The organism is Phenylobacterium sp. LjRoot225 (genome assembly GCF_964252855.1).
Lineage (GTDB): Bacteria > Pseudomonadota > Alphaproteobacteria > Caulobacterales > Caulobacteraceae > Phenylobacterium.
Genome location: NZ_CAXUPL020000001.1, coordinates 77,110 through 91,390, shown reverse-complemented (window position 1 = coordinate 91,390; position 14,281 = coordinate 77,110). Strand labels below are relative to the sequence as shown.

14 protein-coding genes are annotated in these 14,281 nt (G+C 71.2%); 6 read left to right on the top strand and 8 right to left on the bottom strand.

Annotated features, from left to right (window positions below; all coding sequences use genetic code 11):
• Positions 1-99 precede the first annotated feature (99 nt).
• Positions 100-651: a hemerythrin domain-containing protein gene (locus ACSQ2B_RS00415; RefSeq protein ID WP_436046470.1), complete on the top strand. Its 552-nt coding sequence runs from the start codon at positions 100-102 to the stop codon at positions 649-651.
• A gap of 15 nt (positions 652-666) precedes the next feature.
• A complete protein-coding gene (locus ACSQ2B_RS00410; protein WP_436046469.1) occupies positions 667-1,197 on the top strand; it encodes a CinA family protein in 531 nt (176 codons plus the stop codon).
• A gap of 34 nt (positions 1,198-1,231) precedes the next feature.
• Here the strand turns inward: ACSQ2B_RS00410 and ACSQ2B_RS00405 are convergent, their stop codons facing one another.
• Entirely contained in the window at positions 1,232-2,140 is a 909-nt protein-coding gene (locus ACSQ2B_RS00405; protein WP_436046468.1) for a LysR family transcriptional regulator, read from the bottom strand.
• A 103-nt stretch (positions 2,141-2,243) separates the two neighbouring features.
• Here ACSQ2B_RS00405 and ACSQ2B_RS00400 point away from each other — a divergent pair, with 103 nt between their 5' ends.
• Positions 2,244-2,804 carry an NADPH-dependent FMN reductase gene (locus ACSQ2B_RS00400; RefSeq protein ID WP_436046467.1) on the top strand — a complete coding sequence of 187 codons (561 nt, stop codon included), beginning with the start codon at positions 2,244-2,246 and terminating at the stop codon, positions 2,802-2,804.
• 25 nt (positions 2,805-2,829) lie between these two features.
• Positions 2,830-3,621, top strand: coding sequence for a DODA-type extradiol aromatic ring-opening family dioxygenase (locus tag ACSQ2B_RS00395; protein ID WP_436046466.1), 792 nt, complete (start codon positions 2,830-2,832; stop codon positions 3,619-3,621).
• A 5-nt stretch (positions 3,622-3,626) separates the two neighbouring features.
• Here ACSQ2B_RS00395 and ACSQ2B_RS00390 read toward each other — a convergent pair whose 3' ends face one another.
• From ACSQ2B_RS00390 to ACSQ2B_RS00370, 5 genes are all read right to left on the bottom strand, one after another.
• Complete coding sequence (locus ACSQ2B_RS00390) at positions 3,627-6,068, bottom strand: ATP-binding protein (protein WP_436046465.1); 2,442 nt, start codon at positions 6,066-6,068, stop codon at positions 3,627-3,629.
• Positions 6,069-6,092: 24 nt separating this feature from the next.
• Entirely contained in the window at positions 6,093-6,911 is an 819-nt protein-coding gene (locus ACSQ2B_RS00385; RefSeq protein WP_436046464.1) for a TrmH family RNA methyltransferase, read from the bottom strand.
• A gap of 49 nt (positions 6,912-6,960) precedes the next feature.
• On the bottom strand, positions 6,961-7,851 hold the full coding sequence (locus ACSQ2B_RS00380) for an NAD(P)H-hydrate dehydratase (protein WP_436046463.1): 891 nt from the start codon (positions 7,849-7,851) through the stop codon (positions 6,961-6,963).
• The gene (locus ACSQ2B_RS00375) at positions 7,848-8,612 is read right to left on the bottom strand and encodes a histidine phosphatase family protein (RefSeq protein WP_436046462.1); all 765 of its coding nucleotides are present in this window, start codon (positions 8,610-8,612) and stop codon (positions 7,848-7,850) included. The genes ACSQ2B_RS00380 and ACSQ2B_RS00375 overlap by 4 nt, the downstream gene beginning before the upstream one ends.
• A gap of 136 nt (positions 8,613-8,748) precedes the next feature.
• The gene (locus ACSQ2B_RS00370; RefSeq protein WP_436046461.1) at positions 8,749-9,429 is read right to left on the bottom strand and encodes a hypothetical protein; all 681 of its coding nucleotides are present in this window, start codon (positions 9,427-9,429) and stop codon (positions 8,749-8,751) included.
• A gap of 152 nt (positions 9,430-9,581) precedes the next feature.
• Here ACSQ2B_RS00370 and ACSQ2B_RS00365 point away from each other — a divergent pair, with 152 nt between their 5' ends.
• Positions 9,582-10,442 (top strand): pirin family protein, encoded by an 861-nt coding sequence (locus ACSQ2B_RS00365; protein WP_436046460.1) that lies wholly within the window; start codon positions 9,582-9,584, stop codon positions 10,440-10,442.
• 6 nt (positions 10,443-10,448) lie between these two features.
• On the opposite strand, the gene ACSQ2B_RS00360 is transcribed toward ACSQ2B_RS00365, so the two are convergent.
• Positions 10,449-11,696, bottom strand: coding sequence for a cation:proton antiporter (locus tag ACSQ2B_RS00360; protein ID WP_436046459.1), 1,248 nt, complete (start codon positions 11,694-11,696; stop codon positions 10,449-10,451).
• Positions 11,697-11,826: 130 nt separating this feature from the next.
• Between ACSQ2B_RS00360 and ACSQ2B_RS00355 the strand changes: the two genes are divergently transcribed.
• Positions 11,827-13,182 (top strand): anthranilate synthase component I family protein, encoded by a 1,356-nt coding sequence (locus ACSQ2B_RS00355; protein WP_436046458.1) that lies wholly within the window; start codon positions 11,827-11,829, stop codon positions 13,180-13,182.
• Here ACSQ2B_RS00355 and ACSQ2B_RS00350 read toward each other — a convergent pair.
• A complete protein-coding gene (locus tag ACSQ2B_RS00350; protein WP_436046457.1) occupies positions 13,148-14,224 on the bottom strand; it encodes a hypothetical protein in 1,077 nt (358 codons plus the stop codon). The two genes, ACSQ2B_RS00355 and ACSQ2B_RS00350, sit on opposite strands and share 35 nt — an antisense overlap.
• Positions 14,225-14,281: the final 57 nt, after the last annotated feature.

The window sequence follows — 14,281 nt, the reverse complement described above, 5'->3', positions numbered from 1 at the left end:
CTAACCAGCGGGTTCGACGGCGAAAATCAAGCGGAACCGGCATGAGGCGAAGGGGTTGATGGGCGTACGCAATCGCCCACCACGTCACTGGAGCCGACCATGGCCACGCCCATCCCCTCCACCCACGGCAAGACCACGACCAAGCGCTCGACCACGGCCAGCAAGTCCAAGACCGCCGCCGCCTCGGGCGGCAAGGACGCCGTCGCCCTGCTGAAGGCCGACCATCGCGCCGTCGAGAAGCTGTTCAGCCAGTACGAGACGGCTCGCAGCGAGGACCGCAAGGAGCAGATCGCCCAGCAGCTCTGCCTCGAGCTGCGCGTCCACATGCAGATCGAGGAAGAGATCTTCTACCCGACCTCGCGCGAATTCCTGAAGGACGAGGACATCGTCAACGAAGCCATCGTCGAGCACCAGTCGGCCAAGGACCTGATCGAGCAGATCGAAGGCATGGAGCCCGCCGACGAAATGTACGACGCCAAGGTGACGGTGCTGCAGGAAATGATCGAACACCATGTCCAGGAGGAGGAGAAGGAATACTTCCCTCAGACCCAGAAGACCGAGATGGACATGAAGGCCATCGGCGAACAGCTCGCCGCCCGCAAGGAAGAGCTGATGGACGAGATGGGCGACGGGGCCCTCGCTACCCACTAGGTCCCGCGATCTCCCATGGCCGAAGCCCTGGATCCCGCCATCCCGGCCGCGGTGGACGAGCTCGCTGAGCTCGTCCTTCGCGAGGCCTGCGACCGGGGCCTGATGCTGACCGCCGCGGAAAGCTGCACCGGCGGCCTGCTGGCCTCGCTGCTGACCGATATCCCGGGCCGGTCGCACGCCTTCGAACGGGGTTTCGTGACCTATACCGACGAGGCCAAGCAGGAGATGCTGGGCGTGCGGCCGGCTGTGCTGGAGACCGACGGCGCCGTCTCCGAAGCCGCCGCCCGCGCCATGGCCGAGGGGGCGCTCGCCAACTCCCACGCCCATCTCGCCGTCTCGATCACCGGATTTACCGAGGGCGGCCCGGGGCAGCCCGCGGGTCTGGTGCACTTCGCCAGCGCGCGGGCCGGCGGCGCCACCCGTCACCGGGTCGAGCGGTTCGGCGACATCGGCCGCGCGGCTGTGCGGCTGCGCGCCCTGGAGACGGCGCTGGGCATGCTGCGGGACGAACTGATGGGAACGGCGGCGGCCGCGGACGCGGCCTGATCATCGGCGACCGCGAATCTCCCTCCCGCGCGTTTCAGCGCCACCCCTTGTGCCACTCCGGCTCTCCGGCATAGCGCTTGGCGAGGAAGTCGACGAAGGCGCGCACCTTGGGCGCCAGGTGCCGGGCATGGGGGTAGACCGCATGCAGATGGATCAGCTCCGGCTCGAAGTCGCAAAGCAGCGCCGTGAGCCGACCGGCCCGCAGATCTTCCGCCGCCGCGAAGGCCGGCGTGCGGGTGACGCCGAACCCTGCCCGCGCCGCCGCCACGCAGGCCTGGGCGCCGGAGAACCGCAACCGCCCCTCGACGCGCACGTCGCGGGGCGCGCCGTTCACGCCAAAGCGCCAGAGCGAGGGGTCGGGAACGTTGGTGTCGATGATCGCCGTATGGCCGGCGAGCTCCTCGAGCGTCGTCGGCGCACCGGCCCGGGCCAGATAGTCCGGCGAGGCGCTGGCCACCATCCGGACCGCCGCCAGCTTGCGCGCCACCAGCGAGGAGTCGCCCAGCTGGCCGATGCGCACCGCGACGTCGAACCCCTCCTCCACCAGGTTGACCATGCGGTCGGTCGAGGAGACGTCGAGCGAGACGTCCGGATAGGCGGCGGCGAACTCCAGCAGCGCCGGCGTCAGCTCCGCCGTGCCGAAGGTGACCGGAGCGGAGATCCGCAGCAGGCCGTGCGGCCCGGCCTGTTCGCGCACCGAGCTCTCCAGGGACTGGAAATCCTCCAGCACCTGCCGCGCGCGTTCCAGGAAGGCGCGGCCGGTGTCGGTCAGCGAGACGTCCCGGGTGGTGCGGTTGAGCAGCCGCGCGCCCAACCGGTTCTCCAGGCGGGCGACGAGCTTCGACACCTGGGCCGAGGAGACCCCCAGCCGCCGGGCGGCGTGGGTGAAGCTGCGCTGGTCAGCAACGGCGATGAATGCATTGATCTCGTCGAGCCGGTCCACGCCGATTGTTTCCTGTTCGGAAGAACAATGCTTCGACAGGGCAGGATTATCAACGGCGGAGCATGGCCCATCTTGGCCATGTCACGCCGCTAGGAGAGTCTCCATGTCCCAACCCCGCACCGTCGCCGTCATTGTCGGCAGCCTTCGCAAGGACTCCGTCACCCGCAAGGTCGCCCGCGCGATCGAGGCGTTGGCGCCGACGAACCTGAGGTTCGAAGAAGTCCCGATCGGCGACCTGCCGCTTTACAACCAGGAGTACGACGAGACCGATCCGCCGGCGGCGTACCAGGCCTTCCGCGACCGGATCCGGGCGGCCGACGCCGTGCTGTTCGCCACGCCGGAGTACAATCGCGGCCTCCCAGGGGCGCTGAAGAACGCCATCGACGTGGGGTCTCGACCCTATGGCCACAGCGCCTGGAACGGCAAGCCGGCCGCCGTGGTCAGCGTCTCGCCGGGCGCGATCGGCGCCTTCGGGGCCAACCACCAGCTCCGTCAGTCCCTGGTGTTCCTGAACATGCCGACGCTGCAGCACGAGGCCTATGTCGGCAACGCCTTCAGCCTGTTCAGCGAGACCGGCGAGCTCGTCAACGAGGGCACGGCCGGGTTCCTGACCGCCTTCGCCCAGACCTTCGCCGACTGGGTCGAGAAGAACGCCGCGACCTGACCCGGACCGCAGAAGGAGCCGCGCCATGCGACTGCCCACCTACTTCATCCCGCACGGCGCAGGCCCCTGCTTCTTCATGGCGTGGACCCGCGGCCCGGCGGACACCTGGGACAAGACCGCGGCCTGGCTGAAGGGCCTGGTCGCAACCCTCCCGGAGCGGCCCAAGGCGATCCTGGTCGTCTCGGGCCACTGGGAGGAGGCGGTCTTCACCGTGGGCTCCGGCGAGCGGCCGCCGCTGATCTTCGACTACTCCGGCTTCCCGGAGGCGACCTACCAGCTGCGCTTCGACGCGCCGGGCTCGCCGGTCCTGGCCCGGCGGGTTCGCGACCTGCTCGGCCAGGCGGGCTTCCCCACCGCCGAGGACGCCGAGCGCGGCTACGACCATGGGGTCTTCGTGCCGCTGAAGCTGGTGACGCCGGACGCGGACATCCCTGTCGTCCAGCTCTCGCTGCGCGCGGACCTGGACCCTGAGGCTCACCTCGCCGCGGGCCGCGCGCTCTCGCCCCTGCGGGACGAAGGGGTGCTGATCGTCGGGTCGGGCATGAGCTGGCACAACATGCGCGGCTTCAGCCCGGCCTTCACCGGTAAGTCGGAGGCCTTCGACACCTGGCTGTCCCAGGCGATGACCGATCCGACCCGGCGCGAAGAGGCTATCCGCCGCTGGTCGCAAGCGCCCTACGCGCGCGAAGCCCACCCGCGCGAAGAGCATCTCGCGCCGCTGTTCGTCGCCGCCGGCGCCGCCGAGGGCGAGCCGGGCCGGCACGCCTTTCGCGACCTGGCCATGGACGTGGTGATTTCCGGCTACGCCTTCGGCTAGACCGCTCAGGCCGCGGCTTCGGCGTCTCGCTCGCCGCCATCGTCGAGGGCAGCCTGCAGGGCGGCGAACAGGCGGCTGGCGGCGATCGGCTTGGAGACGAAGCCGTCCATGCCGGCGGCCAGGTATCGTGCCACCTGATCCTGCATGGCGTTGGCCGTCAGCGCCACGATCGGGGTGCGCGGGCGGCCCTCGGACAGCTCCCGCGCCCGGATCTCCAGGGTCGCCGAGGGTCCGTCCAGGCGCGGCATCTCCACATCCATCAGGATCAGGTCCCAGGGCTCCCGGGCCCAGGCCTCCACCGCCGCCGCCCCATCGGAGACCATCACCGGCTCGACGCCGATCTGGTTCAGCAGGGTCTTCAGGACCAGCTGATTGACGTTGTTGTCTTCGGCCGCCAGCACCCGCAGCGGCCGCTCCGACGCCGCATGGCTCGGCGCCGGCGCCTCGTCCGGGACGCGAACGGGGGCGGCCTGCTCGACCTTCGGCAGCGGCAAGCTGACCGTGAAGCTCGCGCCGCGGCCCGGGGCGCTGCGCACACGGATCCGACCTTGCATCAGTTCGGAGAGCTCGCGGCAGATCGCCAGCCCCAGACCGGTGCCCCCGTAGCGCCGGGTGGTGGACGCCTCGGCCTGTTCGAAGGCCCGGAACAGCTTGCTCTGCTGCTCCTTTGTCATGCCGATGCCGGTGTCGCGCACCTGGATCTGCAGACGGCCGCTGCGCCGGCCGACAATGATCGCCACCGAGCCCCGGTCGGTAAACTTCAACGCATTGGAGACCAGGTTGTAGAGGATCTGGCGAACCCGCATCGGATCGCCGCGATAGGCCCCCCGAGCCCCCGGCAACACCTTGAGTTCGAACGCCAGGCCCTTGTTCTCCGCCACCGCCTGGAAGGTCGAATGGGCCGCCTGGGCCAGCTGCGAGACGTCGAACTCGCCGTCCTCGAGCGTGAGCTTGCCGGCCTCGATCTTCGACAGGTCGAGCACCTCGTTGAGGATAGCCAGCAGGCCCTCGCCGGACTGCTGGATGATCTCCAGGCGCTCACGCTGGACCGGCTCGAGGCGCGACTTCGCCATCGCCTGGGCCATGCCCAGCAGGCCGTTCAGCGGGGTGCGGATCTCGTGGCTGATGGTGGCCAGGAAGGCGCTCTTGGCCCGGTTCGCCGCCTCGGCCTCTTCCTTGGCCTGGATCAGGGCGCGCTCCTGGCGCTTGCGCTTGGTGACGTCCTGCTGGGCGCAGACCAGGCGCAGCGGTTGTCCCTTGTCGTCGCGGATCAGGCTCGCGGCGCTGGCGGCCCAGACTTCGCGATCGTCGGCGCGGTGGACCCGGTACTCCGGCAGGAAGGGCGTGCCGTCCGCGAGGGATTGCTTCCACGCCGCGACCACCGCCGGGCGGTCGAGCGGATGGATGGCCGCCCAGGGATCCGCATCCAGCTGGGCATAGGTCTGCGGGCTCTCGAAAAAAGCCTCCGAGTCGCCGACCCGACAGATCTCTTCCCGGTCGAAGTCGAGCTCCCAGACGTGAAGCTTGGCGATCTCGACGGCGAGCTTCAGCCGCTCTTCCGAGCGCGTGGTGCGGTCCATCGCCTCGACCATCTGGGTGATGTCGTGGGCCACCATGATCAGCCCGCCGACCTCGCCGCTGGCGACCCGCCAGGGCGCGACCTGGGCCTGCAGCCAGGCCGTGCCGCCGTCAGGACGCGGTATGGCGGCCTTCTCGGCGAACAGGGTCTTTCCGAGGAGGCAGCGATCGAAGGCCCAGCGCCAGGGCTCGAACACCTCCGACGCCAGCTCGTACACGGTCCGGCCGAGCGCCTCCTCGGGAACCAGCTTCCGTTCCTGGAACCAAACGGGGCTGGCGTGGATCAGGCGCATCTCACGATCGGTGAGCGCCAGAGAGATCGGCGCGGACTCGACGATCGAGGCCAGGGTCTCGCGCGCGACGTCGCGCGCCTGGGTCGCGCCCACCCGGGTCCACTCGTCGGCGACAAAGTCGGCGAGGTCCTGCAGACGCGCCGCCAGCACAGGATCGTAAGGCTTCGCCGCAGGCCCGCCGACCACCAGGGTCCCCGGGATCTCTCCGCTCTCCAACCGGATCGGCGCCGCGACGTAGAGACGCAAATGACCGGCGTCATGAGCGGTGCAGAGAGGGCCCAGGACGGGATGTTGGCTCATGTCCTCGACCCAAAGCAGTTCGCCGCTCTCGGCCACGGACCGCGTTCCGGGCGCCTCCATCGGCTTTCCGTCGGGGTCCTCGCACCGCCAGGTCCGCCCCTGGTCCACCAGGATGATGTCGGCGCTGCTCGCATCGAGGCCGAACAGGGCGCCCGCCAAGCGACGCGCACGGTCGAACACCGGGCCGGAACGCGCCAGCTCGGGAGGCACGCCGGTCGGCGCCTCGTTCGGTTCGCCCGACCTTCGCTCCACCTGCTGCCCGTTACCCGCCCCCATGAGGTGGATTGTGGTCGCTGGAGGTTAAACCCGTCTTTCGGCAGAACAGCGTTTGCTTAACTGGTAAAGAACCATACCGCTGGTGGTGGCCACGTTGAGGGAATCGAAGCCCTGGGCCATCTCGATCCGCACGGTCCGCGTGCGGGCGAGCAGCTCCGGCGCCAGGCCGGGCCCCTCCGCGCCGAACAGGGCCGCCACCCTCGGCCCGCAGGCGAGATCGGCCAGCTCCACCTCGCCGCGGGGCGACAGCGCCACCACCTCCAGGCCGGCGGCGGCCAGGGTCTGCGCCAGGTCCTGATCGACGTCGAGGCGGGCGAAAGGGGTGGTCAGGGCCGCGCCCACCGAGACGCGGATGGCCTTGCGGTAAAGCGGGTCGCAGCAGGCGGCGTCGAGCAGCACCGCCTCGGCGCCGAAGGCCGCGGCGTTGCGGAAGATCCCGCCCATGTTGTCGTGGTTGGCGATGGCGCTGAGGCCCACGACCAGGGCGCTGGGCCCCAGCCGCGCCAACAGTTCGTGCGGCGTGATCGGCTGGCGCTGGCCGATCCCCAGCACGCCGCGGTGCACCGGAAAGCCGGCGATCGCATCCATCACCCCCTGCGGCGCCGCATAGACCGGAATGTCCGGCGCCAGGGCGTCGAGCACGGGCTGCAGGCCCGCCAGCCTGGCCTCGGCGACCAGCAGGGAGCAGATCGGATGCCGTCCGGCCCGGACCAGCTTCTCCAGCACGACCCGGCCCTCGGCCACGAACAGGCCTTCCCGTCCCACCAGATCGCGTTCGCGCACCGCGCGATAGGGCGCGATCCGCGGATCGCCCGGGTCCGAGACAGGAATGACGAGAGCCATGGGGCGCCTTGTGACGCCCTGGCGGCCGGTTGGCGAGCCCTGGCGTGGTCTAACCGCCGGCCTCCAGCTGGTGCAGCGCTGGCGCCACCTCGTCGAGCAGCTCGCGCGCCAGATAACCGACCCGGCCGATCCGGCGACTGAGCCGCACGCCGGCCTCGGCGTGGGCCGAGACGCCCCAGACTGCGGCCTGCACGGGGGCGGCCCCGCGGGCGATCAGACCGGCGATGATCCCGGCGAGCACGTCGCCGGAGCCGGAGGTGGCGAGCCCCACCCCGCCGCCCGGATGACGCCAGGCCTTGCCGTCCGGGCTGACGATCAGGGTCGCCGGCCCTTTCAGAACCACCACCGCCTGCAGCCGCGCGGCGGTGCGGCGGGCGACGCCGAGCGGATCGGCGGCGACATCGGCCTTCTCGACCCCGGCCAAAGCGGCCATTTCGCCGGCGTGCGGCGTCAGCACCATCTCGCCGGCGTGGCGGCGGGCGCGGCGCGGATCCTGGGCCACGCCCTGCATGGCGGCGGCGTCGACCACCAGGGCGGGCCCCTCGGTCTGCAGGAGCCGCAGCACCAGTTCGCCGGCCGCGTCGACGTCCAGCATGCCCGGCCCGATCACCGCCGCCTCGCAGCGGGCGAAGGCGTCGGCCAGCTCCGCCGCCGCCAGCGGGGCGAGCTCGCCGCCCACGGTCTCCGCCGCCGGGATCACGCGGGCTTCCGGAATCGCCATCGCCAGGCCGAGGCTGAGCGAGCGTGGCGCGCCGATCTGCAGCTTGCCGGCGCCGGCGCGCAGCGCCGCCACCGCCGTCAGCAGGGTGGCCCCCGCCACCTGGGCGCCGGCGGCCAGCACCAGCACCCGCCCACGCGCCTCCTTGTCGCCGTGCTCGGCGAGACTTCGTGGCCGCCAGCCGCGGAGAAGCTCAGGGGTGACCTGGAGCGCCCCGCTCATCTCGCAGCGACTGGCGCATCCGGCTCGCGGGTCACCGGCGCGCCGGCGCGCTCGAGCGGCGCGGTGAAGTTGTAGGCGGCGAGCTTCAACTCGCCGTTCGGGCCGACCGCGCAGTCGAGGCGATAGTCGGTGACCGAACAGTTGGCGACGTCGGCGGCGGAGTCGATCGCCAGGATCTCCGCCTCGGTCATATTCTCGATCAGGTAGCGCAGGCAGAGCACCACGACCTGATGGCTGACGATCATCACCCGGCGGCCGGCGTAGTGCAGTGAGAGGGTGTCGAGGGCGCTGCGCAGGCGCAGGATCACGTCGCACCAGCTCTCCCCGCCCGGCGGCCGATGATAGAACTTGCCCAGCAGGCGGCGGAACTCGGCCTGTTCGGGATGCAGCTCGGCGATCCCGGCGCCGGTCAGCCGATCCAGAACGCCGAACTCCTTCTCGCGCAGCCGCTCGTCCGGCGTGGGCCGATGCGCATCGGCCGAGACGCCCCGGCACTCGAGGATGATGTCGGCGGTGCGCCGGGCCCGCAGATAGGGCGAGGTCAGCACGACCTCCGGCTTCTCCGTCTCGGGCTGGGCGGCGAACCAATTGCCAAGCGCGCAGGATTGCTCCTCGCCCAGCTTCGACAGCGGCACATCGACGTCGCGTTCGGCGATGTCGATGCGGCCCAGCCCCGAGGCGGTGGCCAGGTTGCGGGCGACATTGCCGGCGCTTTCGCCGTGGCGGACGATCCAGAGCCGTTCAGGCCAACGCAGCGCCACGCTTCACCTCATTGCTTGCGCCGGCGGACCGGCGTCCCGCCCATCAACGCCAGCCTGGCCGATGGGCTCCGTTGAACCGCTGCCTGGAGAAGCTTTCTCTATCCGCGTGTCCGATCCGGACGGATCGCCGCCGCCGTCAGCGCAGGCTCACCGGCTCGTCGGGAAAGGCGAGCTGCTCGCGCGCACGCCAGTCGTCGGAGACATAGTTGACGATCACCGATCGCCGCACGCCGGTGATCGGTCGCGGCTCGAACCCGTGCCAGGTGTTGTCGGACGGGACGAACAGCAGCGCCGCGTTCCACTCGAAGGCGGCGCGGTCGCGCCAGGCCCCCGGGCGCTCGTAGAGGTCGGTGCCCAGATCGCCCTGGCCTTCGGCCGGCAGCTGGATCAGCAGGGTCAGCGCCTTGACGCCCAGGTCGGTGTGCGGCTCGAGCCAGAAGCCCTCGACGTCGAGCGCGTATTCGATGCGCAGGAAGGTGCGGTCGAGCTCGGCGCCGATCAGATCGGCCATGGCCCGGACGACCTGCGGCGCCTGGAAGGCCTGCGCCACGCCGCGGATGATCGGACTGTGGTCCAGCACCCGCCCGGCGAAATAGTGGCGGTGGTCACTATGCAGCTCACGCTTGCCCGAGGGCGCGCCGACGTCCGGCGCGTCGAAGGCCAGCGCCGCGAGCGCGCGCGCCACGGCTTCGGGAAACAGTCGGCTCAGCCGCCAGTTCGGATAGGGCTGATCGTGGCGAACGCCGCTGGCCAGGCTCGCGACCAGGCTGCTTGCGATCTCACGATGCAATCCGGCGTCCACAAGCACTGCCGTCATCGCCGTTTCATCGGCTCCTGAGGTGAATCGCAACATATATGCTCAGACGACAGCGCAGCGCGCATTCCTCAGGGTACGCCGTGTTTTGCACGCGCCCTGCAGAGACTGGGTCACAGGCTCGAGCGCTCCATTCCGCCGCCCAGGAGACGTCCATGACCGCCAAGACCGTCGTCGCCCAGCATGCCCCCCGGCGCGACGACATCGGCGATCTCATGACGCGCCGGCCCCTGCCCGGCCCGCACCTCGCGCAGATCGACCCCTTCCTCTTCCTCAACCACCATGGACCGCAGACCTATCCGCCGGGAAACCGCGGCCTGCCGTTCGGGCCGCATCCCCACCGCGGGTTCGAAACCGTGACCTTCATCCTGGAGGGCGAACTGGCCCACCGGGACTCCGCCGGCCACGACAGCGTGATCCGCGCGGGCGGCGTGCAGTGGATGACCGCGGGCTTCGGCGTGGTCCACTCCGAGCTTTCGCCGGACAGCTTCCTGCGGGAGGGCGGGCGTCTGGAGATCCTCCAGCTCTGGGTGAACCTGCCGGCCCGGCTGAAGATGTCGACGCCGCGCTACCAAGGCGCCCAGCGCGCGGAGATCCCCGCCCTGGTGTCCGACCGGGGGCGCAGCACCGTCAACCTGATCGCCGGGAGCTGGAGCGGCCAGACCGGGCCGATCGCCTCGCTGACCGGCGTGTTCATGACGACGATCGAGCTGAAGGCCGGCGGCCGGACCGGCTTCGGTTCGCTCGCCCGGCGCAACGTCTTCCTCTACCTGGTGCGTGGCGCGGTCAGCGTGAACGGGGTGGCCGTCTCGGACGCCCGCCTTGTCGAGCTGGACCTCCTCGGGGACACGGTCGAGATCCTCGGCCAGACGGACTCCGTCCTGCTGTTCGGCCACGCTGCGCCGATCGGCGAGCCCGTGGTCGCCCATGGCCCGTTCGTGATGAACACCCGCCAGGAGATCGCCCAGGCGATCGGCGACTATCAGGCCGGCCTGTTCGACGGCGTGCGCCTTTAGGCCGATCTACTCCGACGCCTGGACCCGCCTGACCCAAGCCGCGAGCCGTCCGAAGGTCAGCCCCTGGATCACCACCGAGAAGATCACCACGGCGAAGGTGATCGACAGCATCAGGCTTTGCCCCGGGCCGCGCGGGATGCTCAGCGCCAGGGCCAGCGACAGCGCGCCGTGCAGGCCGCCCCAGCCCAGGATCAGGCCCGCGTGGCGTTCCTGCTGGCGCACCTGGAAATAGGCCCCCCAGGGCAGCACCACGGCGAACCGCGCCGCCAGCACCAAGACAATCGCCGCCAGCTGCAGCCCGGCGAGCCGCGCATTGAACGGCACCACCAGCACCTGCAGGCCGAGCAGCAGGAACAGCAGGGCGTTGAGGATCTCGTCCACCAGCATCCAGAAGCTGCGCACGTAGCGGCGGGTGGTGTTGCTCATGGCGGTGCGCAGGCCGCGGTCGCCGACCAGCAGGCCCGCGGCGACCACGGCGATCGGGCCGCTGACCTCGATCGCCTGGGCGACGGCGTAGACCGCCGCGGCCAGGGCCAGCGACAGGGTGACCTCGACGGCGTAGTCGTCGATCGCCCGCATCGCCCAGATCACCACGGCCCCTGAGGCCGCGCCCAGGAGCCCGCCGCCCAGGGCCTGGACCAGGACCTCGCCCATGGTCGCCAGCGGACGCACGTCAGCGCCCCCGGCGGCGATGGCGAGGGCGGCGGTGAAGACGATGATGCCGACACCGTCGTTGAACAGGGCCTCGCCCTGCAGCACCACTTCCAGGGTCTTGGAGAGACTGCCCTCCTTCACGGCGGCGAGCACGGCGACGGGGTCGGTGGGGCTGATCAGGGCCCCGAAGACGATGGCCCAGGGCAGGCTGAGCGGCAGGCCGATCAGGCGACCGGCGAGCCACAGCCCCCCGCCGACGACCGCGGTCGAGGCCAGGACGCCGACGGTCGCCAGCAGCAGGACCGAGAGGCCGCGTCGGCGGAGTTCGGAAAAATCGACCTGCATGGCGCCGGCGAACAGCAGGAACCCCAGCATGTGGCCGATCACGGTCTGCGGGAAGTCGAGCCCGACCACCGACGAGATCATCGCCGTCCCGCCTTCACCCGACCCCAGCCGGGCGACCAGCAGCAGGAGCCCGGCGTTCAACAGGCCCGCCAACACCATCACCGTGGCGATGGGCCAGTGCAGCAGACGGGTGTTGATCCAGCCGAACAGGCCGACGAGGACCAGGAACACGGCGGCGAGCTGGGGACCTGTCATGAATGGATAATCTTCTGGTCCTCGGCGTCGCGCGGGCGTGGCGCGCCCAACGTCAAACGCAGCGCGGCCGTTAAGGTTGGCTGAGCGCCCGCGCCTAGGCTCCAGGGCGCCGCTGCGCTATGGCGGCGCCATGCGGACGGCGGTCTTCCTCGAAGCGGTCTGGCGCGAACCCGCTGAAGTGCTGGGCGCGCTCGGCGAACGACCCTGGGCGATCGGCCTGCTGACCGGCGGAGCGGAGGCGGGCTGGTCCTATGTCGCCGCCGAGCCGGCCGCCAGCCTGGTGCTCACCGCCGCCGATTCGCAGGACCCGATCGACGCCCTGGCCGCCCTCGCCGGCCCGCCCGCCGAGACCGATCCCGCCGGCCCGCCCTTCCAGGGCGGGGTCGCCGGCCTGCTCGGCTACGAACTGGGCGACCGGTTCGAGCCCTTGGGCCTCCTGCGCCACGACGGCTGGCCCGACCTCGCCTGCGCCCGCTACGACGCCCTCCTGGCCTTCGACCACGCCGCGCGGCGCGTCCTGGCGATCGGGCGCGGCGAAAGCCGGGCCGCAGCCGCGCGCCGCGCCGCCGCGGCCCGGGCCTGGCTGGACCTGCCGGCCCGCCCGCTCCGCCCGCTGGGGGTGAAGCTCGAGGCCGATCCGCCCGCGGCCTATGAGGCGGCGGTCGCCGAGACGGTGCGGCGGATCGCGGCCGGCGAGATCTTCCAGGCCAACCTCGCCCGCAGCTGGCGCGGCCGGCTCGCCGCCGACGCCCAGCCGATCGACCTGATGATGCGGCTGGCGGCGTCGAGCCCGGCGCCCTTCGCCGCCTATCTGCGCCTGCCCGACCGGGCGATCGTCTCCAACTCCCCGGAGCGGTTCCTCCGGGTCGACCGGCGCGACGGGGCGCTGCTGGCGTCAACCCAGCCGATCAAGGGCACCGCGCCGCGCGGCGCGACCGCGGCCGAGGACGCCGCCCTCGCCGCCGCCCTGGCCGCCTCGCCGAAGGACCGGGCCGAGAACCTGATGATCGTCGACCTGATGCGCAACGACCTGTCGCGCGTCTGCGCGCCGGGCGCGGTCAAGACGCCCGAGCTCTTCCGCCTGGTCAGCTTCGCCAACGTCCACCACCTGGTCTCGACGGTGACCGGCCGGCTGCGACCGGGCCGCAGCGCCGGCGACCTGCTGCGCGCCGCCTTCCCGCCTGGCTCGATCACCGGCGCGCCCAAGGTTCAGGCGATGAAGGTGATCGCCGAGCTGGAGGGACCGCGGGGCCCGTTCTTCGGGGCCATGGTCTGGCTGGGAGTCGACGGCGCGATGGACAGCAATGTGCTGATCCGCACCGCAGCCTTCGTGCAGGACGCCGAGGGCTGGCGGGTGGAGGCCCGGGCGGGTGCGGGCCTCGTCGCCGACAGCGTGCCCGCGAGCGAACGCGCCGAGACCGAAGCGAAGATCGCCGCGCTCGCCGCCGCGCTCACCGCAGCTCCGGAAGGCCCGAATAGGGAATGACCGACCAGTCCGGCGTGTCGCAGCTTCGCGCCACGCGGGGAAAATAGGCGCCGACGTAGAGACCCTTGGCGGTCATGCGCCAGGCTGGGAAATTCCAGACCTGAGGGTCGGAGTAGTCGCAGTCCTCGCCCTCCGTCGGCGGCGCCATCTCCGCCGGGTGGAAGCGCGCCAACAGAGTGACCAGGCCGGGCGCGAAAACCTTGGTGCGATAGTCGTACCACGCCTCGGTGTCGGCCTTGGGCGCGGGCGCCGGCCAGAACTTCAAGACGTCGTCCAGCGACAGCTCCCGCCCCGTCCGGGCGTCGAAGGCCCGGCCCATCATCCCGAAATCGGGGTGCGCCGCCCGGGCGCAGCTCCAGGCAGATCGCCACGCGTAGCTGACGTGGGCGTCCGAGAGATAGACGTCCGTCGCGGCGGCGCTCTCGACCCCCGGGCCGCCGTCGGCGCCCGGACAGGCGAAGTAGTCCCGGACGTAGTCCCATTGCTCGCGCGCCATGGCCCGGTTCATTTCGGCCATGGCGGCGGGGGCGTAGCCGCGCTCGATCCGGAAGAGGCTGAGGCCGCTGAGCGGCTCGACGTACCAACGGATCGTCCTGCGCCCGATCTTCTGGACCTTCTGCGGCCGCAGGCTGAGGCCGGACAGGCGAAGGCGTTCGTAGAGGTCGGGCGTCGCCGGCGCGTTCGCCGGAAGCCGGCTGGCCGCCCCGGGCGCCGCGACACGCAGCGCCACTGGAAGCGTGCGACCCTTGGCCGTGGTGAGGACGCCGACGTAGCCCGGACCGGATGGACGGAGGCTCAGCTTGTCGCCCGTCGTATCCGCTGACAGCTCCAGGACGCCGTCTCGGTCGCTTCCATCAAGGCCGATGTCGAGCCTGGCGCGACGATAGAAATAGGCGCCGGAGACCCTCTGCGCGTCCGGCTCGAGTTGCATCACCACCGCGGCCGCGCCGACAGTCCCCACGTAAACGCGTGCGGGCGCCGCATCCTCAGCGCGGGCGCTCGCCGCCGCCAAGGCGAAGGCGGCCAGCGCCGCGACAGCCATCCCTCGCATCGACCTCAAAAGCGGCCCCTCCCCCTGCACGACGTCCGTCGCACGCGC

Excerpts from the sequence above, each read along its gene's own strand:
- ACSQ2B_RS00350 (WP_436046457.1), bottom strand. The coding sequence starts at position 14,224 with ATGGCTGTCGCGGCGCTGGCCGCCTTCGCCTTGGCGGCGGCGAGCGCC.
- ACSQ2B_RS00385 (WP_436046464.1), bottom strand. The coding sequence starts at position 6,911 with ATGGCTCTCGTCATTCCTGTCTCGGACCCGGGCGATCCGCGGATCGCG.
- ACSQ2B_RS00380 (WP_436046463.1), bottom strand. The coding sequence starts at position 7,851 with ATGAGCGGGGCGCTCCAGGTCACCCCTGAGCTTCTCCGCGGCTGGCGG.
- ACSQ2B_RS00395 (WP_436046466.1), top strand. The coding sequence starts at position 2,830 with ATGCGACTGCCCACCTACTTCATCCCGCACGGCGCAGGCCCCTGCTTC.
- ACSQ2B_RS00410 (WP_436046469.1), top strand. The coding sequence starts at position 667 with ATGGCCGAAGCCCTGGATCCCGCCATCCCGGCCGCGGTGGACGAGCTC.
- ACSQ2B_RS00415 (WP_436046470.1), top strand. The coding sequence starts at position 100 with ATGGCCACGCCCATCCCCTCCACCCACGGCAAGACCACGACCAAGCGC.
- ACSQ2B_RS00390 (WP_436046465.1), bottom strand. The coding sequence starts at position 6,068 with ATGGGGGCGGGTAACGGGCAGCAGGTGGAGCGAAGGTCGGGCGAACCG.
- ACSQ2B_RS00370 (WP_436046461.1), bottom strand. The coding sequence starts at position 9,429 with ATGACGGCAGTGCTTGTGGACGCCGGATTGCATCGTGAGATCGCAAGC.
- ACSQ2B_RS00360 (WP_436046459.1), bottom strand. The coding sequence starts at position 11,696 with ATGACAGGTCCCCAGCTCGCCGCCGTGTTCCTGGTCCTCGTCGGCCTG.
- ACSQ2B_RS00400 (WP_436046467.1), top strand. The coding sequence starts at position 2,244 with ATGTCCCAACCCCGCACCGTCGCCGTCATTGTCGGCAGCCTTCGCAAG.
- ACSQ2B_RS00365 (WP_436046460.1), top strand. The coding sequence starts at position 9,582 with ATGACCGCCAAGACCGTCGTCGCCCAGCATGCCCCCCGGCGCGACGAC.
- ACSQ2B_RS00355 (WP_436046458.1), top strand. The coding sequence starts at position 11,827 with ATGCGGACGGCGGTCTTCCTCGAAGCGGTCTGGCGCGAACCCGCTGAA.